25 protein-coding genes and 3 tRNA genes (1 of these 28 cut by a window edge) are annotated in these 24,963 nt (G+C 69.9%); 14 read left to right on the forward strand and 14 right to left on the reverse strand.

Annotation, left to right across the window (positions count from 1 at the left end; translation table 11 throughout):
• Both AC1RRS_RS12590 and AC1RRS_RS12595 read right to left on the reverse strand, forming a co-directional pair.
• A tRNA-Asn gene (locus tag AC1RRS_RS12590) sits at nucleotides 1-42 on the reverse strand (it extends 133 nt beyond the left edge of the window).
• 144 nt (nucleotides 43-186) lie between these two features.
• Nucleotides 187-261 (reverse strand) — tRNA-Asn (locus AC1RRS_RS12595).
• 349 nt (nucleotides 262-610) lie between these two features.
• On the opposite strand from AC1RRS_RS12595, the gene AC1RRS_RS12600 reads away from it, so the two are divergent.
• On the forward strand, nucleotides 611-1,021 hold the full coding sequence (locus AC1RRS_RS12600; protein WP_492855468.1) for a hypothetical protein: 411 nt from the start codon (nucleotides 611-613) through the stop codon (nucleotides 1,019-1,021).
• On the opposite strand, the gene AC1RRS_RS12605 is transcribed toward AC1RRS_RS12600, so the two are convergent.
• Complete coding sequence (locus AC1RRS_RS12605) at nucleotides 1,018-1,821, reverse strand: hypothetical protein (protein WP_492855469.1); 804 nt, start codon at nucleotides 1,819-1,821, stop codon at nucleotides 1,018-1,020. The two genes, AC1RRS_RS12600 and AC1RRS_RS12605, sit on opposite strands and share 4 nt — an antisense overlap.
• Nucleotides 1,822-2,071: 250 nt before the next feature.
• Between AC1RRS_RS12605 and AC1RRS_RS12610 the strand changes: the two genes are divergently transcribed.
• The gene (locus AC1RRS_RS12610) at nucleotides 2,072-2,557 is read left to right on the forward strand and encodes a hypothetical protein (protein WP_492855470.1); all 486 of its coding nucleotides are present in this window, start codon (nucleotides 2,072-2,074) and stop codon (nucleotides 2,555-2,557) included.
• A 55-nt stretch (nucleotides 2,558-2,612) separates the two neighbouring features.
• Complete coding sequence (locus AC1RRS_RS12615; protein ID WP_492855471.1) at nucleotides 2,613-3,191, forward strand: NUDIX domain-containing protein; 579 nt, start codon at nucleotides 2,613-2,615, stop codon at nucleotides 3,189-3,191.
• On the opposite strand, the gene AC1RRS_RS12620 is transcribed toward AC1RRS_RS12615, so the two are convergent.
• From AC1RRS_RS12620 to AC1RRS_RS12640, 5 genes are all read right to left on the reverse strand, one after another.
• The gene (locus tag AC1RRS_RS12620) at nucleotides 3,188-4,003 is read right to left on the reverse strand and encodes an MBL fold metallo-hydrolase (protein ID WP_492855472.1); all 816 of its coding nucleotides are present in this window, start codon (nucleotides 4,001-4,003) and stop codon (nucleotides 3,188-3,190) included. The two genes, AC1RRS_RS12615 and AC1RRS_RS12620, sit on opposite strands and share 4 nt — an antisense overlap.
• Nucleotides 4,000-4,779: a TatD family hydrolase gene (locus AC1RRS_RS12625; protein ID WP_492855473.1), complete on the reverse strand. Its 780-nt coding sequence runs from the start codon at nucleotides 4,777-4,779 to the stop codon at nucleotides 4,000-4,002. Before AC1RRS_RS12625 ends, AC1RRS_RS12620 begins: the two co-directional genes overlap by 4 nt.
• 4 nt (nucleotides 4,780-4,783) lie before the next feature.
• Nucleotides 4,784-5,791 (reverse strand): DNA polymerase III subunit delta', encoded by a 1,008-nt coding sequence (locus tag AC1RRS_RS12630; RefSeq protein WP_492855474.1) that lies wholly within the window; start codon nucleotides 5,789-5,791, stop codon nucleotides 4,784-4,786.
• Nucleotides 5,788-6,417: a dTMP kinase gene (tmk, locus tag AC1RRS_RS12635; protein WP_492855475.1), complete on the reverse strand. Its 630-nt coding sequence runs from the start codon at nucleotides 6,415-6,417 to the stop codon at nucleotides 5,788-5,790. Before tmk ends, AC1RRS_RS12630 begins: the two co-directional genes overlap by 4 nt.
• Nucleotides 6,418-6,593: 176 nt before the next feature.
• Nucleotides 6,594-7,532, reverse strand: coding sequence for a septal ring lytic transglycosylase RlpA family protein (locus tag AC1RRS_RS12640; RefSeq protein WP_492855476.1), 939 nt, complete (start codon nucleotides 7,530-7,532; stop codon nucleotides 6,594-6,596).
• Between the two features lie 135 nt (nucleotides 7,533-7,667).
• Between AC1RRS_RS12640 and AC1RRS_RS12645 the strand changes: the two genes are divergently transcribed.
• Nucleotides 7,668-7,757, forward strand: a tRNA-Ser gene (locus tag AC1RRS_RS12645).
• A 23-nt stretch (nucleotides 7,758-7,780) separates the two neighbouring features.
• Here AC1RRS_RS12645 and AC1RRS_RS12650 read toward each other — a convergent pair.
• Nucleotides 7,781-8,332 (reverse strand): cysteine hydrolase family protein, encoded by a 552-nt coding sequence (locus AC1RRS_RS12650; RefSeq protein ID WP_492855477.1) that lies wholly within the window; start codon nucleotides 8,330-8,332, stop codon nucleotides 7,781-7,783.
• A gap of 147 nt (nucleotides 8,333-8,479) precedes the next feature.
• Here AC1RRS_RS12650 and AC1RRS_RS12655 point away from each other — a divergent pair, with 147 nt between their 5' ends.
• From AC1RRS_RS12655 to AC1RRS_RS12665, 3 genes are read left to right on the forward strand one after another with little or no spacing between them, the layout of a single operon-like run.
• Nucleotides 8,480-9,397, forward strand: coding sequence for a class I SAM-dependent methyltransferase (locus AC1RRS_RS12655; protein WP_492855478.1), 918 nt, complete (start codon nucleotides 8,480-8,482; stop codon nucleotides 9,395-9,397).
• On the forward strand, nucleotides 9,394-10,128 hold the full coding sequence (locus tag AC1RRS_RS12660; protein ID WP_492855479.1) for a pseudouridine synthase: 735 nt from the start codon (nucleotides 9,394-9,396) through the stop codon (nucleotides 10,126-10,128). Before AC1RRS_RS12655 ends, AC1RRS_RS12660 begins: the two co-directional genes overlap by 4 nt.
• Nucleotides 10,125-10,355 carry a sulfurtransferase TusA family protein gene (locus AC1RRS_RS12665; protein WP_058349802.1) on the forward strand — a complete coding sequence of 77 codons (231 nt, stop codon included), beginning with the start codon at nucleotides 10,125-10,127 and terminating at the stop codon, nucleotides 10,353-10,355. Before AC1RRS_RS12660 ends, AC1RRS_RS12665 begins: the two co-directional genes overlap by 4 nt.
• Here the strand turns inward: AC1RRS_RS12665 and AC1RRS_RS12670 are convergent.
• Together AC1RRS_RS12670 and AC1RRS_RS12675 are read right to left on the reverse strand one after the other, a co-directional pair.
• Nucleotides 10,327-11,277, reverse strand: coding sequence for a YihY/virulence factor BrkB family protein (locus tag AC1RRS_RS12670; RefSeq protein ID WP_487288682.1), 951 nt, complete (start codon nucleotides 11,275-11,277; stop codon nucleotides 10,327-10,329). The two genes, AC1RRS_RS12665 and AC1RRS_RS12670, sit on opposite strands and share 29 nt — an antisense overlap.
• 242 nt (nucleotides 11,278-11,519) lie before the next feature.
• Nucleotides 11,520-12,647 carry a CaiB/BaiF CoA transferase family protein gene (locus tag AC1RRS_RS12675; RefSeq protein WP_492855480.1) on the reverse strand — a complete coding sequence of 376 codons (1,128 nt, stop codon included), beginning with the start codon at nucleotides 12,645-12,647 and terminating at the stop codon, nucleotides 11,520-11,522.
• Between the two features lie 182 nt (nucleotides 12,648-12,829).
• On the opposite strand from AC1RRS_RS12675, the gene AC1RRS_RS12680 reads away from it, so the two are divergent.
• Both AC1RRS_RS12680 and AC1RRS_RS12685 read left to right on the forward strand, forming a co-directional pair.
• Nucleotides 12,830-14,152, forward strand: coding sequence for a diguanylate cyclase domain-containing protein (locus AC1RRS_RS12680; protein ID WP_110121253.1), 1,323 nt, complete (start codon nucleotides 12,830-12,832; stop codon nucleotides 14,150-14,152).
• Nucleotides 14,153-14,168: 16 nt separating this feature from the next.
• The gene (locus AC1RRS_RS12685; RefSeq protein WP_492855482.1) at nucleotides 14,169-14,804 is read left to right on the forward strand and encodes a DsbA family oxidoreductase; all 636 of its coding nucleotides are present in this window, start codon (nucleotides 14,169-14,171) and stop codon (nucleotides 14,802-14,804) included.
• A gap of 166 nt (nucleotides 14,805-14,970) precedes the next feature.
• Here the strand turns inward: AC1RRS_RS12685 and AC1RRS_RS12690 are convergent, their stop codons facing one another.
• A complete protein-coding gene (locus AC1RRS_RS12690) occupies nucleotides 14,971-15,690 on the reverse strand; it encodes an EcsC family protein (protein WP_492855619.1) in 720 nt (239 codons plus the stop codon).
• 117 nt (nucleotides 15,691-15,807) lie between these two features.
• On the opposite strand from AC1RRS_RS12690, the gene AC1RRS_RS12695 reads away from it, so the two are divergent.
• The 5 genes from AC1RRS_RS12695 (at nucleotide 15,808) to AC1RRS_RS12715 (ending at nucleotide 21,774) form a co-directional block, all read left to right on the forward strand.
• The gene (locus tag AC1RRS_RS12695) at nucleotides 15,808-16,623 is read left to right on the forward strand and encodes a DUF2806 domain-containing protein (RefSeq protein ID WP_492855483.1); all 816 of its coding nucleotides are present in this window, start codon (nucleotides 15,808-15,810) and stop codon (nucleotides 16,621-16,623) included.
• A 164-nt stretch (nucleotides 16,624-16,787) separates the two neighbouring features.
• Entirely contained in the window at nucleotides 16,788-17,483 is a 696-nt protein-coding gene (gene hdaA, locus AC1RRS_RS12700) for a DnaA regulatory inactivator HdaA (protein ID WP_492855484.1), read from the forward strand.
• A 92-nt stretch (nucleotides 17,484-17,575) separates the two neighbouring features.
• Nucleotides 17,576-19,804, forward strand: coding sequence for an RNA degradosome polyphosphate kinase (locus tag AC1RRS_RS12705; protein ID WP_492855485.1), 2,229 nt, complete (start codon nucleotides 17,576-17,578; stop codon nucleotides 19,802-19,804).
• Nucleotides 19,805-19,900: 96 nt separating this feature from the next.
• On the forward strand, nucleotides 19,901-21,388 hold the full coding sequence (locus tag AC1RRS_RS12710; protein ID WP_487288690.1) for a Ppx/GppA phosphatase family protein: 1,488 nt from the start codon (nucleotides 19,901-19,903) through the stop codon (nucleotides 21,386-21,388).
• 116 nt (nucleotides 21,389-21,504) lie between these two features.
• Nucleotides 21,505-21,774 (forward strand): hypothetical protein, encoded by a 270-nt coding sequence (locus tag AC1RRS_RS12715; protein ID WP_492855486.1) that lies wholly within the window; start codon nucleotides 21,505-21,507, stop codon nucleotides 21,772-21,774.
• Between the two features lie 6 nt (nucleotides 21,775-21,780).
• On the opposite strand, the gene AC1RRS_RS12720 is transcribed toward AC1RRS_RS12715, so the two are convergent.
• The gene (locus AC1RRS_RS12720) at nucleotides 21,781-23,364 is read right to left on the reverse strand and encodes a response regulator (protein WP_492855487.1); all 1,584 of its coding nucleotides are present in this window, start codon (nucleotides 23,362-23,364) and stop codon (nucleotides 21,781-21,783) included.
• A 354-nt stretch (nucleotides 23,365-23,718) separates the two neighbouring features.
• Nucleotides 23,719-24,888 carry a ribonuclease D gene (gene rnd / locus AC1RRS_RS12725; RefSeq protein ID WP_110121262.1) on the reverse strand — a complete coding sequence of 390 codons (1,170 nt, stop codon included), beginning with the start codon at nucleotides 24,886-24,888 and terminating at the stop codon, nucleotides 23,719-23,721.
• Nucleotides 24,889-24,963 lie beyond the last annotated feature (75 nt).

The following is a 24,963-nucleotide window of genomic DNA, read 5'->3' on the forward strand; positions in this document are numbered from 1 at the left end:
GCCGGTTAACAGCCGGCTGCTCTACCACTGAGCTACCGCGGAACAGGTCGCTCTCAAGAGAGGGCGGTTGATAGCCGCCCCGGTGACTCGGCGCAAGCCGCACAATCGCGCTGCGGCGAGATGAACCAGTAAAGCTTGTGGAGGAATTTCCTGGGCGACGAGGTCTTCGAATGATCGAAGGAAGAGTGGCTCCGCGGGTAGGATTCGAACCTACGACCAGCCGGTTAACAGCCGGCTGCTCTACCACTGAGCTACCGCGGAACAGGTCGCTCTCAAGAGAGGGCGGTTGATAGCCGCCTCGGTGACTCGGCGCAAGCGCCTTCGAGATAAAAAACAGCCCGGTTCGAAAACCGGGCTGTGAAAAGTTGAGTGATGGTGGGGCGCCTTCAAAAAGAAGACGCTCACAACCTCGCCAATCATGGTTAACCAGATCTTAATTTCACACCGACCCGCCAAAAGGTCGCAGGGGTGAAGCACGGGCGCCCTGCCCGGCGGCATCGGTATGACGCCGCTTGGGCGGCCAAGGCTCGCGACCAAGTCTCGCGACCATGTGTAACAGCGATACGTCGGCATCTTCCCGCCGGCCGACTCGGCGGCTAAAGCGTTCACCATGAACGAACCCGACGACCAGTGGTCGGTCACGCTCCAGCGCGGCGTGGCCAGCCTCGACTTCCAGGTGGCGCGCGATCCCGCCGTGGCCGCGCCCGTCATGACCGGCCTGCTGGGCGACCTGCGCGGGGCGCGGGCGATGGTCCAGGCCGCCGCCATGGCCGCCGCCGAGGCCGATCGCTGGGTGGCCGCCGGGTCGGGCGACGTTCCCATTCCGCGCGCCCTGGTGCTGACCCGCCGCGACCTGGCCAAGGCCAAGGCCGCCGAACCGCCCGGCAGCACGACCTCTCCGTTCACGGCCGGCTACGCCGCCGTCTATCGCCTTGAGCTGGCCCGCCTGCTTTGGGCCGCCATTTCCGACGCCCCGGCCCGCCGGCTGGAGGAACTGGCCCGCCGGGTTCCGGCCAACTAGAAACGTCGCCAGAGGGCGATGACCGCCCCACGCTCGCGCAGGGCGTTGCGACCGGAGGCCGTGCCGGTGAGCCCGGCCTGGGCCGACCAGCCGGCCGGCAGGGCGTAGACCGCCGAAAGCTCCAGGTTCAGGTAGCGATAGGCCTCGTAGCCGCCCTGCCCGGCTCCGAGCGACGAGACGGCATAGGCCTGCGCCATCAGCGTCAGCGGCTTCCTGGGCCGCACGCCGAGCGTGGCCTCGAAGCGCCGCTCGTCGGGCGGATCGCCGTCGCGGCGGCGCAGCCCGCCCTGGACATCGGCGAAGACCTCGCGGCCGCCCACGGTTCCGCTCCAACCGACCAGCAGGCGGCTGTCATATTCGGTGTCGGGCGAGCCCTTCTGCGCCGCGCCCGGATCGGCGTCGCCGCCCGGCAGGCGCACCGAGGTCTGGTTCGACATCACCCAGCCGTCGCGCGCCAGCAGGCGGTAGCGAACCCCGACCTCGATATGCCCTGGCTCGTCGGCGCGGCCGTTGGCGGTGCGCAGGCGGCGGACCGAACCCTGGAGGCCGAGGGTCAGCCGGTCGGTCAGGCCGTATTCGGCGAAGGCCTGCAGCTCGGTCTTGCGGTAGTCGACGATGTCGACCGCGCCGCCGCCGGCGTCGAAGCCGTGGGTGCTGTCCTGGGCGCGCAGGCTGACGATCACCTCCTTGCCGCCCTTGGGCTGGGTCCAGGCCGCCGCCTCGGCCTGGCTCCACGACGCAACCGTCGCCACAGCCGCCAGCAGAGCGACGCCCCCGCGCCGCCTCACATCGAAGTCCATGCCGCCTCGCCCCTCCGCGACCGGTGAGCGATGATAGAAGCACGAACTATCGCTAAGGCTGCATATGATTTTATGCGATTGACTCGCAACAACATGAGTCCTAGATCTTGTTGCGAACCAATCGCAAATCGATGTCGGGTTTTCCCTCCCCTCACCCATGACATCGCCTGCGTCCGGCGGGGCTCTCCTCCGCCGGACGCCTTTTGCGCCGAACTGCGTCCGCCGACTGCCCGCCGACTTGGAGGTCTCAATGAGCTGCGCCTGCGGACTGGAGATGGACTTCGAGGACACCGGCCCCGAGGGCCTGGCGCGGGGCGAGCGCCTCTTGCTGTGGGGCGTGCGCACCTGGGCGGCGCTGCGCCTGCAAGGCCAACCAGCCGACGCCGCGATCCGCGCGACCTTCGCCCGCAACGCCTCGCCGCGCACGGCGGCGCTGTTCATGCAGACCATGCTGCTGGTCGAGAGCGATCTCGTCCGGCCGTTGCAGATCCAGTGCCCGCACTGCGCCGGCTACGCCATGGACGAGCAGCGGCTGGTGACCGCCTGCGGCCTCGCCGCAGCGGCGCCGGGCCTGGCCGCAAGGCTGCTGGCCCCGTTGGTGACGCGGCCCGAGGTGGCCAGCACGTTCGCCCGCGCCCTCAATCACGCCCTGGCCCTGGACGGCTGCCCCCTGCCCGTGCGGATGGGCGAACCGGTGGAAGAAGCCCCGCCCCTGCGCATGGCGACGGTGCACTAACCCCGCACGCTGGAGACGGCTTGGCGGAACGGCGCAGCTCGCCTATCCAGAAACCATGACCGCTCCCCGTATCGTCGCCCGCGACCTGGCCTATTCCGGCTGGCTGCGCCTGCATATGCTGACCCTGGAGACCGAGGGCGGCGAGCGCTTCAAGCGCGTGGTCGAGGACCACGGCTCGGCCGTCGCGGTCCTGCCCTACGACCCGGAACGCAAGGTTGCCGTAGTGGTGCGCCTGACCCGGGCGCCGCTGCTGATGAAGGAAGCCCAGCCCGTCGTCGAGGCGCCGGCCGGGCTGATCGACGCCGGCGAGACGCCGGCCGACGCCGCCCGCCGCGAGGCGATGGAAGAGACCGGCCTGACCCTGCGCGAGATCATTCCGGCCGGCGAGATCTGGAGCATGCCGGGCGTGTCCAGCGAGCACATGACGCTGTTCCTGGCCGAATATGGCGCGGCCGACCGCACCCACGTCGGCGGCGGCCTGGCCGAGGAGCACGAGGACATCGAGGTGATCGAGCGCCCGCTCGACGCGCTGTGGGCCGAGACCAATGGTTCCGCGCCCGCAGACGCCAAGACCCGGATCCTGTTGCAGGCCCTGCGGCTGAAGCGTCCCGACCTCTTCGACGGTCCGCTCTAGAGCGCGACCTCGAAGCGCAGGCCGTCATAGGCCGGCTCGACGCCCGGCGGCAGCTGGCCGGCCAGGGCGTTGTAGTCGAGGTCGATGTGCAGGTTGGTCAGGATCGCCCGCTTCGGCTTGGCCCGCTCGATCCAGCTCAGCGCCCGCTCGACGGTGGCGTGAGTGGGATGCGGCGTCCAGCGCAGGGCGTCGACGATCAGCACGTCGAGGTTCTCCACCGCCGGCCAGCTGGCCTCGGGGATCTCGAGAACGTCGGGAATGTAGGCCACGTCGCGGAAGCGGAAGCCGGCGGCGCGGATTTCGCCGTGGTCGACGTCGAAATTGACCACCGGGATCGCGCCGCTTGGGCCATCGATACTCCAAGCCTCGCCATGCGGCGGCAGACGACGCGCCTCGCAGATGGCCGGATAGCCGCCCTTGGTCTCGAAGATGTATTTGAACCGGAGCAGCAGGCCGTCATAGGTGGCCGGGTCCATGAAGGTCGGAATGCGGAAGCGGTGGTTCTGATAGAACGGCCGCACGTCATCGATGCCGTGGGCTTGGTCGGCGTGATCGTGGGTGAACAGCACCGCGTCGATACGGCCGGCGCCCGCCCGGGCGGTCTGCAGCCGCAGGTCCGGCGAGGTGTCGACAAGCACCGTGGTGTCGCCGCGCGGATCACCGCCCGACAGCCGCCGCACCAGCATCGAGCAGCGCGAGCGGTGATTCTTCGGCTCGGCCGGATCGCAGACGCCCCAATTGCCGTCGGCGCGCGGCACTCCTCCGGAGGAGCCGCTGCCGAGGATGGTGAACTCGAGCCGGCCGCCGGTCATGGGCGCGGTATCGCGTCGAACAGGGCGAAGAAGGCGTCTTCCGAGCGCTGCTCGGCTTCAGCACGGGTCCAGCCGCGGATCTCGGCAAGCTTGTCGACGATGTGCGGCAGGTGGGCCGGCTCGCAGCGGCGGCCGCGCATCGGCACGGGGGCCAGATAGGGACAGTCGGTCTCGACGATGATGCGGTCGGCCGGCATGTCGCGGATCACGGAACGCACGTCCTCGGCCTGCTTGAAGGTGGCGATGCCCGAGACCGAGAACCAGGCGCCCAGGGCGGCGGCCCGGCGGGCCAGGTCCGCGCCGCTGGTGTAGCAGTGCATCAGGATCTTGAAGGCGCCCTTGGCGTGCTCCTCCTCCAGGATCTGGCCCATGACGTCGTCGGCCTCGCGGGTGTGGACCACCAGCGGCAGGCCCGTCTGGCGGGCGGCGGCGACATGTTCCTTGAACACGGCGGCCTGCACCTCGCGGGGCGACAGATCATAGTGGAAGTCCAGTCCCGTCTCGCCGATGCCGACGACCCGGGGCTTGCCGGCCAGCTCGACCAGGTGGGCGGTCGTCAGGTCGACGTGGTCCTTGGCCTCGTGCGGGTGAGCGCCGACCGTGCACCAGATGTCGGCCTCGGTCATGGCGATGGCGTGGACGGCCGGGAAGTTGGGGATCTTGTCGCAGATGGTCAGCATCATCTCGACGCCGGCCTCGCGGGCGCGGGAGATGACGGCGTCGCGGTCCTCGGCGAACTGGGGCGCGTGCAGGTTTACGTGGCTGTCGATGAGCATGCGGTCAGATGGCGGCCTTGGCGGCGGCGCGCAAGTCCGCAATCGCCGTCCAGAACACGTCGGCGCGGTCGAGGTTCACCGCCTCGGCCTCGATCGGCCAGCGGATCAGCCGCTCCCAGGCGCCGGCCCAGCGGTCGAGGCCGGCGGGCGTGCGATCGCCGGCCATGCCCACGGCCATGGAATGGATCTGGTCGGCCAGGCGCTCAAACAAGAGCTCGAAGCGGGCTTGGCCTTCGGCGCCCTTGAAGGTGTCGGCCAGGGCCAGCAGCGCGGCCTCGTCGATCTCGGGCAGCTTGCGCAGGATCTCGCCGGCGGTGTCGTCGGCCTCCAGGGCCTTGGCCGCGGCCAGCTGCAGGGCCTTGCCCGGCGCGCCGTGGGCCATGCGGCCCAGGCGCTCGGCCTGGCGTCGATCCAGGCCAAGGCGATGCTCGACCATGTCGGCGGCGCGCTCGACGCCGGGCGCGGGCACGGCCAGGCGGCGACAGCGCGAGCGGATGGTCGGCAGCAGCTTGCCCGGCGAATGGCTGATCAGCAGGATGATCCCGCGCGCCGGCGGCTCCTCCAGCGTCTTCAGGACGGCGTTGGCGGCGTTGACGTTGAGATCGTCGGCGGCGTCGATGATCGCCACCCGGTAAGGCGAGGACGCCGGCGAATTGGCGAAGAAGCCTGGCAGCAGGCGAGCCTCGTCGACGGGGATGGACTTGCGGGCCTTGCCGTCGTCGGTGGCGCGCTCCAGCACCATCAGGTCGGGATGCGAGCGGGCCGCCACCTGGCGGCTGATGAAGTCCGACGGCGCCGAGCCCAGCAGACCGAAGGCCGGATCGGGCCGCGCGCCCAGCAGCCGGCGGGCCATGCGATAGGCCAGGGTCGCCTTGCCGACGCCCTCCGGACCGGTCAGCAGCCAGGCGTGGTGCAGCCGGCCACGGCCCAGGGCGTCGATGAACGCGGCCTCGGCCTTGTCCTGGCCGTCGAGCGAGAAGACGTCGCGCGGATGCGGAGGCGCGTCGCTCATGCCAGGTCCAGCCGCTCGGACACGGCCTCCCATACGGCCTGAGAGACCTCTTCGATGGTGGCGGTGGCGTCGACCACCGCGCAGCGATCCCGTTCGCGGCGCGCGATCTCCAGGAAGCCGGCGCGCAGCCGCTCGTGGAAATCCAGGCCCTTGGATTCGAAGCGCGCAGCCCCACCCCGCGCGGAGGCGCGTTCGAGGCCGACGGTCGCGGGCAGGTCGAAGACCAGGGTCAGGGTCGGGATCGTGGCGCCCAGCACATGCTCTTCCAGGCTGGCGATCAGCGAGGCCGGCGCATCGCCGCCGGCGCCCTGATAGGCGCGGGTCGAATCGGCGAAGCGGTCGCAGACGACCACCGCGCCGCGATCCAGGGCGGGACGGATCACCCGCTCCACGTGGTCGCGGCGGGCGGCGTACATCAGCAGGGTTTCGGTCACCGGCGACCAGCGGTCGGCCGCGCCGTGCACCAGCAGTTCGCGGATCGCCTCGCCGCCGGGACTGCCGCCCGGCTCGCGGGTGACGACGACCTCGTGGCCGAGCGTCTCCAGCCGCTGCGCCAGGAGGCGCACCTGAGTGGATTTGCCGGCGCCTTCGCCGCCTTCGAAGCTGATGAAAGTTCCGCGGGTCACCGGCCTCAAATCGGCTGGAACGCGGGGCTTGTCCAGACCTGGTTGGGTGGGCTCTACACCGAACCGTAAAACCCCCGCGAAAGCGGGGACCCAGGCTTTTTTTCTGAAACGCGGGGCGCTCGACGATAAAACGCCTGGGTCCCCGCTTTCGCGGGGATTTTACGGATAGAGGTTCTTTAGGGCCGCAGCACCGTGGCGTCGCCGAAGCCGAGCGAGGCGACGCGGTCGCGGACGCCCCAGGCCTCGCCCTCGTCGGCGCCGCAGTTGACGACGACGCGGTAGAGGGTGCCGCCGCCGCGATCCATCGGCTCGACGGTGACGCGGCCGGCCGAGGCCAGGCGATCGGCGGCGCGCTGGGCATTTTCGCGGTTGGCGAAGCTGCCGGCCTGGACGCGATAGGCGCCGCTGGACGGTGCATCGACCTTGGTGACGCGCGACGACGGGGCCTCGGCCGGCGGGTCATAGAGATTCGCGGCCGTCTCGCGCGGGATTTCCCGATAGGCCGGCTGGGACGGCGGCGGGGTGGCCGGAATGGCGGCGAAGCGGCGGGGCTGGTCGACGGCGCTCTTGGGCGCCGGGCCGATATAGCGCACCCGCACACGGGCCAGACCCCTGCCCTTGTAGCCCAGTTCGTCGGCCGCGGCCTTGGAGAGGTCGATCAGGCGGTCGCCGACGAACGGGCCGCGATCGTTGACCCGCACGCGCATCTTCTTGCCGTTGTCGAGGTTGGTCACCTCCACGATCGACGGCAGGGGCAGCGTCTTGTGGGCGGCCGACGGCAGATCCATGTCGAACAGCTCGCCATTGGCGGTGCGACGATTGTGGAACTGCTCGCCGTACCACGAGCCGGTTCCGACCACGTCGTAGTCCGGATCCGCCTTCGGATAGTACCAGATGCCCTTGATCTGATAGGGCTTCTCGGTGCCGCGCAGGCCCTGGCCGTAACCGGGCGGCGGCGGACCATGATATTCGCGGTCGGGCGAGCTGCTGGCGACCGGCTTGTTGATCGGCAGGCGCGGCGACGGCGTCGCGCAGGCGGCCAGGCCCGCGGCGCCCAGCGCCGTCAGCCCCAGGACCTTCAGCGCGCGGATTTCAGAACTGTAGGTGCGCCGCATGCGTCGCCAAAACTCCGGATGGTCGTCCCCCATCGTGGTTTCAGCTTCGTTCAGATGTTTTTAGGCTTGGTTAAGGATGCCTGCGACAGATCGTTCTGGAGCCGAAGCACAAGCGCTGATATAGCCGCCCGCTCCGGACAGGTGGCCGAGTGGTTTAAGGCAGCGGTCTTGAAAACCGCCGTAGGTGGAAGCCTACCGTGGGTTCGAATCCCACCCTGTCCGCCACCCCTTCTTCAGACGCACCGCTCTCACGACGCCGAGGCCAACACCTCGGCTGTCGTCGTGACCACCGCGTATTCGCCGTGCAGGTTCGAGAGGCTGAACAGGCTCCACTCCCCGGCGGGGCGCATCCGGCCGTGCAGGTCGGCCTTGTCGAAGGTGAAACAGGCGTCGCCCGGCACGGTGACATCGAAGCCCTGGCAGGCGGCGGCGCGGACCGTGGCTTCGACGGAGTTGCTGGTGCTGACCCCGACGATCACCAACCGCGACAGATCGCGCGCCTTCAGCCAGCCCACGAGTTCGCCGCCGGCGAAGGCGTCTGGGACGATCTTCTCCAGACGGTGCTCGGACGGCAAGGGCTCGAACCTCGGCTGAAACTCCGATGACGGCTCCCCGCGTTGGAAGGCGCCGTCGGGCGAGCGGCTGAAGTGGCGCACGTGCACGACCGGAAGACCACGTTCGCGCCAGGCGGCCAGCAGGCGGGCGATGTTGTCCTCGGCGCCAGGATTGTCCCGGGGGCCGGTATTCTGCGGCAGCATGGCGCGCTGCAGGTCGATCAGGATCAGGGCCGGCTTGGTCATCCCGCCAGCTTGATCGGACGCCTCGCGGCGCGCAACCGGGCCGGCTCAGGTCCTTCCCTTGTCTGAAACTCTGGCATCCGGGGCCTCGCCAAGGTAACCAACGCCCCTTCCCGACCTTTCCAGTCCCGCGACCAAGATCCTTTCCCCATGACCGACACGACCTCCGCCGCCGTATATGGCTTTCCCCCGCGCGAGGTGATCGAGACGCCGCGTGGCGCGATCCAGACGGCCCCGACCGTGCCGGGCGCCGAGCCGCTGGAAGGGCTGGCCGACGCCTCGCTGGACGCTTTCGTCGCCCTAGCGCCGGCCGGCGCCGTGGAGCGCCGCTATGTGCTGGCCCAGATGCTGCGCGCACTGAAGCCGGGCGGCCGGCTGACCGTGGCCGCGCCCAAGGATCGCGGCGGCCTGCGGCTGAAGAAGGAGCTGGAGGCGTTCGGCTGCAAGATCGGCGAGGACGCTCGCCGTCACCACCGTATCTGCATCACCCTGCGCCCCGAGACGCCGGCGGGTCTCACCGAGGCCCTGGCCGAGGGCGCGCCGCGCCGCATCGACGGCGAGGGCCTGTGGACCCAGCCCGGCGTGTTCAGCTGGGATCGCCTCGACACCGGCACCGCCCTGTTGATGAGCGCCCTGCCCGCCTTCTCCGGCGCCGGCGCGGACCTGGGCTGCGGCATCGGCGTGCTGGCCCACCAGGTGCTGGCCTCGCCCAAGGTGACCAAGCTCGCCCTCATCGACATCGACCGCCGGGCGCTGGACGCGGCGCGGCGCAATGTCGGCGACGATCGGGTGAGCTTCTCGCATGCCGACGTGCGGCTGGGCCTGCCGGAGCTTTCGGGCCTCGACTTCGTGGTCTCCAATCCCCCGTTCCATGAAGGCGGCGGCGAGGACAAGGCGCTGGGCCAGGCCTTCATTCGCGGCGCCGCGGCCTTGCTGAAGAAGGGCGGCGCGCTGTGGCTCGTGGCCAATCGTCACCTGCCCTACGAGGCGGTGCTGGGCGAGCACTTCACGCGGGTGCGGTCCGTGATCGACCAGAACGGCTTCAAGGTGTTCGAGGCCGTCAAATGAGCAAGCCGCTGATGGCGCGCCTGGATCGGCTGCTGGCCAATCTGGGCTATGGCGCGCGGCGCGAGGTGCAGGCTCTGGTCTCGGCGGGCAAGGTCACCTTCGACGGCGTGCCGCTGAAGGACGCCGGCAAGCGCATCGCGGTGACCGCCGACCTGCCCCAGCACCTGATGATCCGTGGCGTTCCGGTGGATCCGCCCGCCCCTCTGGTGCTGCTGATGAACAAGCCCCTTGGCGTGGTGTGCTCGCACCGGGAGGACGGGGCCAAGATCTACGACCTGCTGCCGCGTCGCTGGCAGGTGCGCGATCCGGCGCTGTCGAGCGTGGGGCGGCTGGACAAGGACACCTCGGGCCTGCTGCTGATCACCGACGACGGCGACTTCCTGCACCGGGTGATCTCGCCCAAGCGGCATGTGGCCAAGACCTATCTGGCGCATCTCGACCGGCCCCTGTCGGGCAAGGAGGGCGAGGCCTTCGCCAGCGGGACGCTGATGCTGGAAGGCGAGGAAAAGCCGCTGCTGCCGGCGCAGCTGGACGTGGTCGACGAGACCACCGCGCGCCTGACCATCACCGAGGGCCGCTACCACCAGGTGCGCCGGATGTTCGCGGCCATGGGCAACCACGTGGTCGCCCTGCACCGCGAGCGGATCGGCGGGATCACCCTGCCCGGCGACCTGGAGCCCGGCAAGTATCGGATCCTCAGCGGCGAAGAGGCCGAGCAGGTGTTTTCGTGAGCGATATCGAGGTCGACGCCCGGGGCCATCGCTGCCCTGTGCCGACCTTGCGCCTGCGCCGGGCGCTGGAGCACGCCCCGGCCGGGGCGACCGTGCGGCTGCTGGCCGACGACCCGTTGGCCCGCATCGACGTGCCGCATTTCGCCCGCCAGTTGGGGGCGACGCTGGAAGGGGTCGAGGACCTGCCCTCCGGCGCGATCAGCTTTCGGGTGACGAAGGCGCCTTGAGGCCGATGGCCTTGGGGCCGTCGAGCAGGGCCTGGGGCCGCTCGTCCAGGGCGATCTCGACCTCGGTGGCCAGAGCCCCGCCGAAGAACACGGCGTTCACGCTCCACGACAGCCAGATCAGGAAGATGATCACGGCCGAGATCGAGCCGTAGGTCGCGCCCAGATGGGCCACCTTCTCGACGTAGAAGGCGCTGGCCCACGACATGAAGACGCAGAACAGGGCCGCGGCGACGCCGCCCGTGATCGAGGCGCGCCAGCCGACCGGCACGCGCGACATGGCGTAGCGGTAGATCAGGGTCATGCCGACCACGAGGCCGAAGGTCGCCCAGCTCCACTCGCTCTGGATCCACGAGACGCCCTGCAGCGGCCGCAGGTCCAGGGTGCTGGAGAGCAGCCGGAAGGTCAGGAAGATGCCCGACATGGCGAACAGCAGGCCGAAGGCCGCGATCAGCACGAACAGCGCCATCAGGTTGAAGCCGAAGAAGCCGCGCTGGTCCTCCTCGTCATGGATGAACGACAGGCCGGCCAGCAGGGCCTTGAAGCCGCGATGGGCGGCGTAGACGCCGATGACCAGGATCACGAGGCTCTGCAGCGAGACGGTGTAGACCGGCGCATGGGCCAGGCGCTGCATCTCGCTCTGGAAGATAGGCCGGGCGCCGGTCGGCATCATGAAGGCCAGGGCGTCGGCCTGGCGGGCGGCTGTGCTGGGATCCAGCAGCAGGCTGTAGAGCCCGATCAGGATGGCCAGGCCCGGGAACACGGCCAGCAGGGCGAAGAACGAGACGCCGCCGACATACAGCATGACGTCGCGCCCCCACAGCCGGGACAGGGCCAGGCCGAGGACGCGGAGAATTTCCTGGATCCAGTGGATCGGGTCGAGATCGAGGTCTCGCCAGCGGATGGGGGCCTTGGGGGGCTGCATCCGCCGGAAACTGCCTGCCGTCGCCCGGTGAAGCAACCCTTGGCGGCTCGGCTTGTCGTCAAACAGTCAAAGACGCGCCGCCTCAGGGAAAGCGACGCGTCTCCGCAGGACTTGCCTGAACCGGACGCCACATCGAGGGACGGGTTGGCGCAGCGGCCGGTTACAGGTCGAAATTAGGATTCGCCGCCTGAACCGCGCCTGAACGTGGTTGTCAGTTTGGCGGGGGTGCGAAAACCTCGCCCCTACAGCGCCCCAGACGCCTCCAGCGCGGCGATGGCCGCGCCATCGAAGCCCCAGTCCGACAGAGCCTGGGCGTTGTCGGCCCCGATCTTCGGCGGCGGGCCCTGGATGACGCCGGGGGTGGCCGAAAAGCGTGGCGCGGGCGCGGGCTGGATGACGCCGGCGATCTCGACGAAGGTCTCGCGGGCCTTGTTGTGGGCGTGGTCGGGGGCCTCGTCCATGGAGAGGACCGGGGCGAAGCAGACGTCGGTGGCGTCCATCAGCTCGCACCACGCGTCGCGGGTCTTGGTGGCGATCACGGCGGCCAGCTTCTCGCGCAGGGCGGGCCAGTCCTCGCGGCTCATCTGGGCCTGGAAGTGCGGGTCGGTGATCCCGGTCTTCTCCAGCAGCAGCAGGTAGAACTGCGGCTCGATCGAGCCGATCGACACCCACTTGCCGTCAGCGCACTGGTAGGTGTCGTAGAAGTGGGCCCCGCCGTCGAGCAGGTTGCTCCGCCGCCCCTCGCGCCACATGCCCATGGCCTTGAAGCCGTAGAACATCGCCATCAGCGAGGCCGCGCCGTCGCTCATGGCGCAGTCGATGACCTGGCCCTGGCCGCTCTCGCGCGCATGGATCACGCCCGCCAGCAGGCCGAAGGCCAGATAGAGCGCCCCGCCCCCGAAGTCGCCGACCAGGTTCAGCGGCGGGATCGGCTTGTCCTCCGTGCCGATGGCGTCGAGAGCGCCGGTGATGGCGATGTAGTTCATGTCGTGGCCAGCGGCCTTGGCGTAGGGGCCGGTCTGGCCCCAGCCGGTCATGCGGCCGTAGACGAGCTTGGGATTACGGGCCAGGGCGACGTCGGGACCAAGACCCAGGCGCTCCATCACCCCCGGACGGAAGCCCTCGAACACCGCGTCGGCGGTCTCCATCAGCTTCAGGCAGGTTTCGACGGCGGCGGGCTGCTTGAGGTCCAGCGCCACCGAGCGACGGCCGCGGGCGGTGACATCGGCGGGCGAGGAGCGGCCCGAACCCTTGCGGTCGATGCGCACGACGTCGGCGCCGAGGTCCGACAGCAGCATGCCGCAGAACGGCCCCGGGCCGATCCCGGCGAACTCCAGCACCTTCAGCCCCGACAGCGGTCCCTGGCCCATGCGTTCCTCCTGTTTTCTGTTCTGTTGGCGCCAGTAGGACCCGGCTGACGCTCGGTCAGGCAAGCCCGGCCGCAAACCACCTGTCGACAAGGTAAAGGCTGCGACCTTGCATCCCTTTGCCGCACCCCCGCCTCTGCTATGTTGGCTCGCGAATCGAGGCCCTGCGCCAGCGGAGAACGAATTTGGCGGTGAACGCCCGGATCCTGATCGTGGCGCGTGACGACACGCGGGCCGGTCCCCTTTCCGAGGGGCTGGACCGGCTGGGCTGGCGCACCATCACCGCCCGCGGCCCCTATGCGGCCCTGGCGGCGCTGGGCGATCTGCAGATCGAGGCCGTGATCGTCGACATCGACGCCGCCGGTCCCGACAGCCAGACGCTGGCTCGCCGCCTCAAGGCCGCCGTGGCCCCGCGCCGCCTGCCGGTGATCGCCATCGGCGAGCCGGGCACGGACGCCGGCCAGGCCGCCTTCGACCTGACCCTGTCGCCCCCGCTGCATCCGTCGCAGGCGGTGCTGCGCCTGGAATCCCTGGTCCGCACGGCCATCGCCGAGGAAGAGTTCGAGCTTCGCCTGACCACCTTCGGCGATCGCGGCCGCCGGCTGGACCTGCCCGAGCCCACGGCCACGCCCTATCGCGTACTGGCCATCGGCGAGCCGGCCCCGCAGTTCCTGGCCCTCTCCAACGCCCTGACCCGGGGCGGCGCGGACGTGGTCGGCGCCTTCACCGCCTACACCGCCTTCGACTACCTGCACGAGCGGGCCTTCGACGCGGTGGTGCTGTGGGCCGGCGAGAACCAGCAGGAGGCGATGTCGATCGCCGCCGGCATGCGCCGCAACACGCGGCTCTTCCACATCCCGGCGCTGCTCTACATGAACGCCGAGAGCTATGTGACGATGTCCGAGGCGTTCCATCGCGGCGTCTCCGACGTGGCCTCGCCCCAGACGCCGGAGGGCGACACCGCCCGCCGGGTCATCGAGCTGGCCCGCAACTACCGTCGCGGTGAAGCCATTCGCGGCGCGCTGGAGAAGGCCCGCAGCTCGGGCCTGATGGACGCGGCCACCGGCCTCTTCACCCGTGACCTGTTCGCCGCCCACCTGGCGCGGCTGGCCGGCGCGGCGCGCGAGCGTGGACGGCCGCTGTCGATCGGCGTGCTGCGCGTCGCCGACAAGCCCGAGGTCGTCTGGGCGCGGCAGAACGGCTGGCTCGACCGGGCCATCCCGCAGATCGGCTCGATGGTCGGCCGCCTGGTCCGCGTCGAGGACACCGCCGCCCGCCTGGCGCCGGAAGTCTTCGCCCTGGCCCTGCCCGCCACCAACCTGGCCGCCGCCAAGGCCGCCGCCGAGCGCATCGCCGCCGTCATCGGCTGCACGGCCTTCGACGCCGGCGAGGACCGCAGCCCGTTCGTCTGTGAGTTCGACATCGGCGTGGCCCAGATCGAGCCCGGCGAAACCGCCATCCACGCGCTGGAACGCGCCGCCTCGCTGGCGCTCCAGAAAGCCGTCTAGTCTGTAGGAGCTTCCAATGGGTCAGCCGATCACCGTCGACGTCGTCGCCGACGTTGTCTGCCCGTGGTGCTATCTGGGCTGGCGGCGGGTGAAGAGCGCCCTGGCCGCCCGTCCGGACCTCGAGCCGATCGTCGTCTGGCGTCCCTATCAGCTGGATCCCACCCTTCCCGAGGAAGGCGTCGATCGCGCCGCCTACATGGCCAGCAAGTTCAAGGACCCGGTGCGGCTGAAGGCCGTGCACAAGGCGCTGCAGGAAGCCGGGGCCGAGGAAGGCATCGACTTCGCCTTCGACAAGATCGCCCTGTCGCCCAACACCAGCGCCGCCCACCGCCTGATCCGCTGGGCGCGCGGCGCGGCCGTGCAGGACGAGGTGGTCGAGGCCCTGTTCGCGGCCTATTTCGAGCAGGGTCGCGACATCGGCGATCCGGTCGTGCTGGCCGACATCGCCAAGGGCGCGGGCATGGACGAGGTGGCGGTGCTGGGCCTGCTGTCGGACGGCGCCGACAAGGACGTGGTCGCCCAGCAGCACGCCATGGCCGTGCAGGGCGGCGTCACCGGCGTGCCGGTGGCGATCTTCGCCGGCAAGGTGGCGGTGGTCGGCGCCGAGAGCCCGGAGAACCTGCAGAAGGCGATCGAGCAGGCGCTGGCCTAATTCCTTCTCCCCTTGCGGGAGAAGGTGTCGGCGATAGCCGACGGATGAGGGGTCGCGCCGCCGCCGGACGCTTCGTGCGGCTGAACCGCCGTCGTTGCGGAGGGTTCTGAGAGACCCCTCACCCGACCTGCTTCGCAGGCCACCCTCTCCCGCAAGGGGAGAGGGATCAGGTTAGCGCCGGCTGCGCCTCAAGCCGCATCCGGTACGCCATGACTGCCGTGTGGCCCAGCTTCTCGACCAGGCGCCAGTTGACGATGGCCCCGACCGGCGCGCCGACCACCGGCAGCAGCTGGGCCAGTTTCGCCAGGTCGATGTGATCGCGGTACTGCTGCTGGAAGGCGCGCCAGTCGAAGCCGGAGAGGTCGGTCGGGTGCTGGCGCTGGTCCCAGCCATCCATGGCCTCGAACACCCGGGCGCGATGGCCCGAGTCCGAAAAAGCCAGCTCGAAGATGTGCAGGATGTAGAGCCGCTCGGAGAGTTCGGCCCCGTCGTGACCGAAGGCGGCGGCGATCTCGAACAGCAGCTTGATCTTGAAGCTCATCAGCAGCGGAAAGTCGGCGGCGGCCAGGACGAAGCCCCCTGCCCCGGCGATCCCGCCCTCGGCGGCGGCGGCCTTCTTCCATCCGTCGATGGCCGCCCGCACGCGAACCAGCCGCTCGTCGAGCGTGGCCTGGACCAGCGGCGCGCCGGTGGCGAAGTCCGAGCCCGTCAGAATGGCCCGGGTCATGCCCTGCATGGCGGCGGTGATCGCCGCGTGGACCTTTTCCGGGATGATCCTGTTGACCTTCAACTGCACCGCACGGGCGGCCAGGCCCAGCGCGCCGGGCGGCTTGGTCATCTCGGCGCGCCAGGCGGCGAGGTCGGCGGTGGCGGCGGTCTGGGCCAGAGGGCGCTCCGGAATGGCGCGAGCCTTGCCTGAAGGTCGCTGAGAATCATGGCGGCGGGCCGATTTGACACGCCGACCGCCGGATCATGACGCATTCCGCGCGAGGCCAAGAGTCCGTTGTACCTGTCGATTGAAACGCCGACCTCGTCGCCCGTCCGTCCCGCCGTTCTGGGACGCCTGGTCGCCGGCCCCGAAGGCCACGACGCCCCGCCCGCCTTCGCGACCGGCCTGATGGGCGCGGCGACGGGGTCCGACGCCCTGCTGTCGCGGGCGGTCTCGACCCAGCTTCGCGAGTTCGCCCGCCGCCAGACGGCGCGCGAGACGGTGGCCCGCATCGCCGAGCACGCCACGCGCGGCCGGACCCAGGCCACGGTCGATCCGGCCTGGATGAACGCCTTCGTCGATCACGTGGAACGCGCCCACGGTGATCGGGCCCTCACGCTGTGGGGCATGGTGCTGGCCGGCGAGATGCTGTCGCCCGGCAGCTTCTCGGTGCACGCCATGCGTCTGCTGGCTGAGTTGCCGACGCGAACCATCGGCCTCTTCGCCACGGCCGCCGCCCATTCGCTGAACGACGTGGTGTTCCAGGAGGCCTGCGGCTTCAGCAAGCCGGAAGCCGTCGCCCTGGAGGCGGCGGGCCTGATCTCCGGCGGCGGCGACACCTTCAACCTGCCGATGGCCGCCACTTCGCTGGCGACGGTGACGATGGAGGGCGAGCACGGCCTGGGCGCGTCGCTACCCGCCCCGACCTCGTTCGGCGTCTATGTGCTGTCGCCGGTCGGGCTGGAGTGGCGGCGGCTGGCCTCGAACGAGCCGGCCCTGACTCGCGCCCGGCGCATCGCCCAGGCGCTGGCCAGCCGACGCCTCGGCGCCCGCTTCCACGTGCTGCACGCCGTGGCGCCGGACGGCGCGACGGTGCTGGAAACCATCTGACCACAACCATCCACACGGGCGTCCACATTAGCGTCCACACCCTGGACCAGCGTCCACACCTATCGCCCGCTCTATCCCCAAGCGCGCCGGTTCGCCGTCTCGCTGTCGGAGTCCCAGCCGCCTATAGCTTGCCAACCCATTCACCATGTGACTTCGCCCCGACCTTGAGCCAGCTGAAATTGCCGTTGGAACGTCCGCCCAGCTTCGAGCGGGACGACTTCGCCGTCTCGCCGGCCAACGAGGACGCCGTGCGCGCCGTCGACGCCTGGCCGGCGTGGCCGAACGGCCGCCTGGCCCTGATCGGCCCGTCGGGGAGCGGCAAGACGCATCTGGCGCGCGCCTGGGCCGCCCAGGCCGGCGCCGTGATCATCGACGCCGCCGATCCCAACCTCGCGCCGCTGGACCTGCCCGCCCTGCGCGGCCGCCCGATCCTGGTCGAGGACGCCGACCGCCGCGCCCTGGGCGGCGTGGTATCGGACGAGGACCTGTTCCACCTGCTGAACATGGCCGGGGTCGACGGCGGCAGCCTGCTGCTGACGGCCCAGACCGCGCCGCTGGAATGGCAGACGGTGGTGCCGGACCTGCGCTCGCGCCTCAACGCCCTGACCGCCGCCCTCATCGACGAGCCCGACGACGTGGTGCTGGAGGCCGTGCTGCGCCGCGCCTTCGCCGATCGCCTGATCCGCCCCGCCGACGACGTCTACGCCTTCCTGCTGCGCCGCATCCCGCGCAGCGCGCCCGAGGCCGTGGCCCTGGTGGCGCTGCTGGACGAGGCGGCGTCGGAAAGCGGTCGTGGAATCACCCGCGCCTTCGCCGCCCAGATCCTGGCCTTCGGCGACGAGGACGGCTTCGAGGACTGACGGAACGCCTCGATCCGCTTGAAGAAACGGCGTTTGTCTTGCGGCTGTCATCAGGCTCGGTCACGATGCGGACCGTTGCCCTGGAGTAGACGATGACCGACGCCGCCGCCCTCGCGCCCGCCCCTCACAAGGTGGAGACCGCGCCCGAGGATCGCGCGCGCCTCGTGCTCGACGAAGACCTGCTGGCCGCGCCCGAGCGGTTCTTCAACCGGGAACTCTCGTGGCTGGCCTTCAACCAGCGCGTTCTCGAGGAAAGCGCCAACCCGCGCCACCCGCTGCTGGAGCGCCTGCGCTTCCTGTCGATCAGCGCCAACAACCTCGACGAATTCTACATGGTCCGCGTGGCCGGCCTGAAGGGCCAGGTGCGCGAGGGCGTGCGCGTGGTCAGCCAGGACGGCCTGACCCCCGGCGAGCAGCTGACCCGCATCAACGCCTCGGCCTTCGAGCTGATGAGCGAGCAGCAGAAGATCTGGCGCGAGGTGCGCGCCGAGCTCTGGGCCGAGGGCCTGAAGCTGCTGGACGCCAAGGACATCGTCGGCGCCGACCGCGAGCGGGCCGAGGAGATCTTCAAGTCGCGCATCTTCCCGGTGCTGACGCCGCTGGCGGTGGATCCGGCCCACCCGTTCCCGTTCATCCCGAACCTGGGCTTCTGCCTGGCGCTGAAGCTGCGCCGGATCTCGGACGACAAGCACCTCTACGCCCTGGCCCCGATCCCCAACCAGGTGCAGCGTTTCTGGGAGCTTTCGGCCGGTCCGCTGAAGGGCCGCAAGCGCGAACGCAAGATCGTGGCGCTGGAAAGCTTCATCATCCTGTTCCTCGACCACCTGTTCCCCGGCTACGAGGTCGAGGGCCGAGGCCTGTTCCGCCTGATCCGCGACAGCGACCTGGAGATCGAAGAAGAGGCCGAAGACCTGGTGCGCGAGTTCGAGGCGCGCCTCAAGAAGCGCCGCCTCGGCCGCGTGGTGCGGGTGAAGATCCAGACCACCATGCCCGCCGACCTGCGCGAGTTCATCACCGAGGGCCTGCGCGCCCAGCCCGAGGACGTGGTGCTGGTCGACGGCAAGCTGGGCCTGGCCCAGATGAGCGAGCTGATCCCACCCGATCGCCCGGACCTAAAGTTCAAGCCCTACAACGCCCGTTTCCCCGAGCGGGTGCGCGACCACGGCGGCGACTGCTTCGCGGCGATCCGCGAGAAGGATATCCTGGTCCACCACCCGTTCGAGAGCTTCGACGTGGTGGTGCAGTTCATCCGCCAGGCCGCCCGCGACCCGAACGTGCTGGCGATCAAGCAGACGCTGTACCGCACCTCCAAGGACAGCCCGATCGTGGCGGCCCTGATCGAGGCGGCCGACAACGGCAAGAACGTCACCGCCCTGGTGGAGATCAAGGCGCGGTTCGACGAGGAAAATAACCTGAAGTGGGCGCGTGACCTGGAACGGGCCGGCGTGCACGTGGTGTTCGGCTTCGTCGACTGGAAGACTCACGCCAAGCTGTCGGTCGTCGTGCGGCGCGAGGGCGAATCCCTGCGCACCTACTGCCACTTCGGCACCGGCAACTATCACCCGCAGACGGCGAGGGTTTATACCGACCTCAGCCTCTTCACCTGCGATCCGGCCATGGGCCGTGATGGCGGCAAGCTGTTCAACTTCATCACCGGCTACGCCCAGCCCGGCGCGCTGGAGAAGCTGTCGTTCTCGCCCCAGACGCTGAAGCCCGACCTGCTGGCGATGATCGCCGCCGAGGCGGCCAACGCGCGGGCCGGCAAGCCGGCCGGCATCTGGGCCAAGATGAACGCCGTCGTCGATCCGCAGATCATCGACGCCCTCTACGCCGCCAGCCAGGACGGCGTGCAGATCGATCTGGTCGTGCGCGGCATCTGTTGTTTGAGGCCTGGGATTGCAGGACTGTCGGAGAACATCCGCGTCAAGTCGATCGTCGGCCGCTTCCTGGAGCACAGCCGCGTGGTGGCCTTCGCCAACGGCGCCGACATGCCCAGCGCCCAGACCCGCGCCTTCATCAGCTCGGCCGACTGGATGCCGCGCAACCTCGACCGCCGGGTGGAAAGCCTGGTGCCGGTCGAGACCCCGACCGTGCACCAGCAGGTGCTGAGCCAGATCATGGTCGCCAACCTCAACGACGAGGCCCAGAGCTGGCGCCTCGACAGCGAGGGCCACTACGCCCGCGATCCGGCCTGGGAGAGCAAGGGCGCGTTCTCGGCCCACGAATACTTCATGACCAATCCCAGCCTGTCGGGCCGCGGGCATCACGTGCAGGACCTGCCGCGGGCCTTCGACCACGTGGGCCCCAAGCGCAAGCGCTAGGATCCGGCGCCCAAAACCTGGGGAGCGACGGCTTTCGTGACGGTTTCGTCCAAGGCCGCCGCTTCCCCTGAGCGCCGAATGCGTTAAACCAGCCTCATGCCCCTCTCGGCGCCGCGCGACGCGGCCGTGATCGATATCGGCTCGAACTCGGTGCGCCTGGTGGTGTACCGGCTGGAAGGCCGCGCCATCTGGACCGTGTTCAACGAGAAGGTGCTCGCCGGCCTTGGCCGCGAACTCGGCTCCAAGAACCGTCTGGCCCCTGATGGCGTCACCCAGACGATGGCGGCGCTGAAGCGCTTCAAGGCGGTGCTGAAGGCCGTGCAGCCGGCCGAGACCTTCGTCGCCGCCACCGCCGCCGTGCGCGAGGCCTCCGACGGTCCGGCCTTCGTCAAGCGGGTGCTGGAGGAGACGGGCCTTTCGATCCGCATTCTCTCCGGCGAGGAAGAAGCCCGCTACGCCGCGCTCGGCGTGCTGGCCGGAACGCCCGACGCCACGGGCGTGGTCGGCGACTTGGGCGGGGCCAGCCTTGAGCTGGTGCGGCTGGAGACGACCGGGGCCGGCCAGGGCGTGACCCTGCCGCTGGGTCCGTTCAGCCTGGGCCTGACCGAAGGCTTCGACGCCGACCGCGTGCGCCGCCTGGCCGCCCAGCGCCTGGCCCCCGTGGCCGAGGCCTTCAAGGCCGACACCTTCCACGCCGTCGGCGGCGCCTGGCGAAACCTGGCTTTGCTGCACATGCGGCTGTCGGGATATCCGCTGCAGGTGGTGCACCAGTACGAGATCGGCCGCGTCGAGGCCCTGGAGGCCGCGCGCCTGGTGTCGCACCAGTCGAAAAGTTCGCTCGAACGCATCGAGGGCATGTCCAAGAAGCGGATCGAGACCCTGCCCTACGCCGCCATCGTGCTGGAAAGCCTGATCGAGCGCCTGGATCTCAAGCGCATCGAGATCTCGGCCTTCGGCGTGCGCGAAGGGCTGCTGTTCGAGGCCATGCCGCCGCGCGTGCGGGGCCTGGACCCGCTGATCGAGGGCTGCGCCTCGCTGACGGCCCGCCAGGGCGTGGCCGACGACCTGGGCGTGGCGCTGCAGACCTGGCTGACGCCGGCCTTCGACAAGCTGGAGCCGCTGTTCGACGGCCGCGACGCGGTGCTGACGGCCGCCGCCTGCCGTCTGGCCGACCTCGGCGCGCGCCTGCACCCGGACCATCGCGCCGATCTGGTGTTCGAGCAGGTGCTGCGCGCCCCGATCGCCGGCCAGACCCACGCCGAACGCGCCTTCCTGGCCGCCGCCGCCTTCGCCCGCCACGCCACGGCCTTCACCCCGCCGGAGCTGGACGTGCTGGAACGCCTGCTCAGCCCCGCCCGCATCAAGCGCGCCCGGGCCCTGGGCGCGGCCATCCGCCTGGGCTGCGACTTGTCGGGCCGCAGCCCGGCCCTGCTGTCGCGCTCGCGACTGACGATCGACAAGAGCGACGTCCAGCTGTCGGCCGAAGAGGGCTATGCGGCCATGCTGCTGGGCGAACAGACCGCCAAGCGGGCCTCGACCCTGGCCCAGGTGCTGAGCCTGAAGCTGAAGATCGCGCCGCTATAGGCTTTCCTGTCTGAAGCCCGCGACAGCGCGCCGCAGGCGGAACGCCGTTCCGCGAGCATGGTTTGTTAGCCACGCCAAGCTGAAGCTCCTCGTCTCAGCACGGGGAGAAAGCCGGCATGCAGAAGCAAGTCGCCTACGAACATCAGGACCAGATCCAAGCGCCTTCGAGCCCACCACGCGGCGACATCGTACGATTGGCCAACGCCGGCTCGAAGGCCGTCGAAAGCCCCGCCAGGCGATTGCAGCAGGACGTGGCGACCGCGTTCGGCGCCAAGGAAGGCTGGTCGGTGAAGCGGACCGTCTTGCTCGGCGCGGCCTATCACCTGGTGGTGCTGGGCGCCCTGGGGCTGGCGGCGAGCCAAGCTGTAGTCCACCTGGCAGGCTGACCCAGCCTAGGCGGCGCCCAGCACTCGCACCAGGACGGCGTGCAGGGCGGCGACCTCGAACGGCTTCTCGACGAAATCCTGCATACCGGCCGCGCGGCAGGCGGCCATCTCGGCCGGGCTGACCGCGCCGGTCACCGCCACCACCGGCGTCTGCTGGTTGAGGCCGTCGGCGCGCAGCCGGCGGGTGGTGTCCAGCCCGTCGAGGCCGGGCATGTTGACGTCCATCAGCACCACGTCGAAGCGCGTCTCGCCGGCGAGAACCAGCGCGCTTTCGCCGTCGGCCGCCAGGGTGACGTCCAGACCGAAGGCCTCCAGCACCTGGGCCAGGGTGCGGCGGTTGATCTCGTGGTCGTCGACCACCAGGACGGCCGGTGCGTCGTCGAAACCGTCGGCGGCCGCGTCGAGCGGCTCGGGCGTCGGCGGCTCCTCGCCGACCGGGGCCGGCAGGGTCAGGACGAAGCGCGCGCCCGGCCCCTCGACCGGCTCGGCGGCGAGATCGCCGCCCATCAGGCGGGCCAGATCGCGGCTGATGGCCAGGCCCAGTCCCGTGCCGCCGAAGGTGCGGGCCGTGTCGGCGCCCAGTTGGTCGTAGGCGGTGAAGAGGCGCGCCAACTGTTCGGGGCCGAGACCCGGCCCGGTGTCGGTGACCGCCAGGGTCAGCAGCAGCCCGCCCTCGGCGCGCGGGGTCATCTCCAGCGCCACGCAGATGCGGCCCTCGGGCGTGAACTTGATGGCGTTGGACAGCAGATTGTTCAGCACCTGGCGCAGCCGCACCGGGTCGCCCTTGATCCAGCGCGGCAGGTGGCGGCCGCCGGTGAAGCGCAGCGCCAAGGCCTTGTCTCGGGCCTCGGCGCGCCAGAACCGCAGGGTGTCGCAGATCAGGAGGCGCGGCGCGAAGTCGATCGTCTCGACAGTCATGCGCCCGGCCTCGATCTTCGACAGGTCGAGCAGGTCGTTCAGCAAGGCCCGCATCATCACGCCGGCGTCGGCGATCAGACCGGCCTTGCCCCGGGCCTGGCCGCGCGAGGTGCGGGCGATCTCGCCGGCCCCGGCCAGGATGGCGCTGAGCGGCGTGCGCAGCTCGTGGCTGACCATGGCGACGAAGGCGCTCTTGGCGGCGTCGGCGGCCACGGCCTGTTCGCGACGGATCTCAGCGGCCGTCCTCGCCTCGCGCTCGGCCATCAGGGTCTGGCGCGACCAGCCGAAGACCAGCGATGTGACCAGCACCATCAGTCCGCCGCCGATCAGGAAGGCCTTCACACCCACGTCCTCGTGGTTGGCGGCCAGGACCGGCGAGACGAAGAGATAGGCCAGATGCGGCGTGGCGGTGACCGCGAAGGCCATTCGCGACCCCTTGGCCCCCATCAGAGCGGTCATCACCGAGCCGGCCAGAAGCAGAGCGCCGCCAGCCGCGCCGGCGGGCAGGCCCGTTCGCCACAGCGGCACCGCCAGCCAGCCGAACGCGACGGCCAGCAGGAAGTCAGCGCCCAGGCAGGCGAGAACCCAGCGGCCCGGATTTCCCTCGAAGCCGCGCAGGGCCACGGCCTGGAGACCTTGCGCCGCGAGACAGGCGAACGCCCAAGGCAGCATGAAGGAAAAGCGCGGCGCTAGGCCGATCGCCGCACAGACCATCGCGATGACAAAGAGACGCAGAGGAATCTGCTGCCGCAGGGCCTTTGCCGGTCTTGCATAACTGCGCGCGGCCCTGACCAGCCACGGATCCTGTTCCGCGTACGCCAACTCGACCTAAATCCCCAGTCTTCGGCCGTCCCCACGGCCGACATCTCCGCGACGCCCTTATAGCGTCCGGAGGTCACGATGATTTTGTCAAAACATGTCGGCCAAATGGCCGCTGTGCCGTCTTGCACAAAAGCAGCGCTTGCTCTTCGCGCCGGGTCGTCGGCGGCGCAACCCCTTTTGAGTCGCGCCACCGGAACGACGGTATCAGGCCGGGCGGGGAGCCCGGCGAACCTCGACGACACGGACCTTGGTCCCGTCGAGCACCAGGGCCAGTTCGCCCCGCTTGATCTTCAAGGCGTCCGTGCCGAAGGCGTCGCGACGCCAGCCTTGCAGGGCCGGAGTTTCAGCCTCGTCGTCGGCGGCGATCTTTTCGAGATCCGAGACAGTGGCGATCAGCTTGGACGCCACGCCGGCCTCTTCGGCGCGAGCCTTGAGCAGAACCTTCAGCAGCTCGACCACGGCGCCGGCCGAGGGCGGCGGCGGCGGACCGGGCTTGTCGACCACGGGGGCGTAGCCCTCGGGATCGGCCAGGGCGGCCTTGATCGCGGCCAGCAGGTCGGGACCGAACTTGCTGCCGCCGAAGCCCTTGGGCACGCCGCGCAGGGTGTTCAGGCCGTCCAGCGAAGTCGGAGCCTGGGTGGCCAGCTCGTCGATGGCCTCGTCCTTGAGGATGCGGCCGCGCGGCTGGTCGCGCTGCTGGGCGGTGCGCTCGCGCCAGGCCGAGACGGCCTTGAACACGGCCAGATACTTGGCTTGCGTCTTGCGCGGGCGCAGACGGCGCCAGGCCTTTTCCGGGTCGACGTCGTAGGCGGCCGGATCGCTGAGCGCCTTCATCTCCTCCTCGACCCAGGCCAGGCGGCCCGATTCCTGGAGGCGATCGCGCAGCACCGGGAACAGACGCGCCAGGTGCGTCACGTCGGCCAGGGCGTAGGCCAGCTGGGCGTCGGTCAGCGGGCGGCGCGCCCAGTCGGTGAAGCGGCTCGACTTGTCGATCTCGATCTTCAGCATCTGACGCACCAGGGCGTCATAGGCGATCTGCTCGCCGAAACCCGCGGCCATGCCGGCCACCTGGGTGTCGAACAGCGGCGTTGGCATCGCTTTGAGATTGTTGAAGATCTCGACGTCCTGACGGGCGGCGTGAAACACCTTGAGCAGGGTCTCGTCGCGCATCAGTTCGAGCAGCGGCTCGAGGTCGAGGCCGTCCGCCAGCGGGTCGATCACGGCGTCCGAAGACGGCGAAGCGACCTGAATCAAGCAGAGCTTGGGCCAATAGGTGGTCTCGCGCATGAACTCGGTGTCCACGGCGATGAAGGGCTGCCCCTTCAAACCATTACAGAACTCCGCCAGCGCGGCGGTGGTGGTGATCGGCGTCATCGGCTGCTAATAGCCTCGCGCACCCCCGAGTCTGCAAGCGTCAAGCGTTGCGGAGCAGCCACTTTTCTGTCCCAA

This window comes from Caulobacter sp. GW821-FHT12A07, assembly GCF_058807655.1.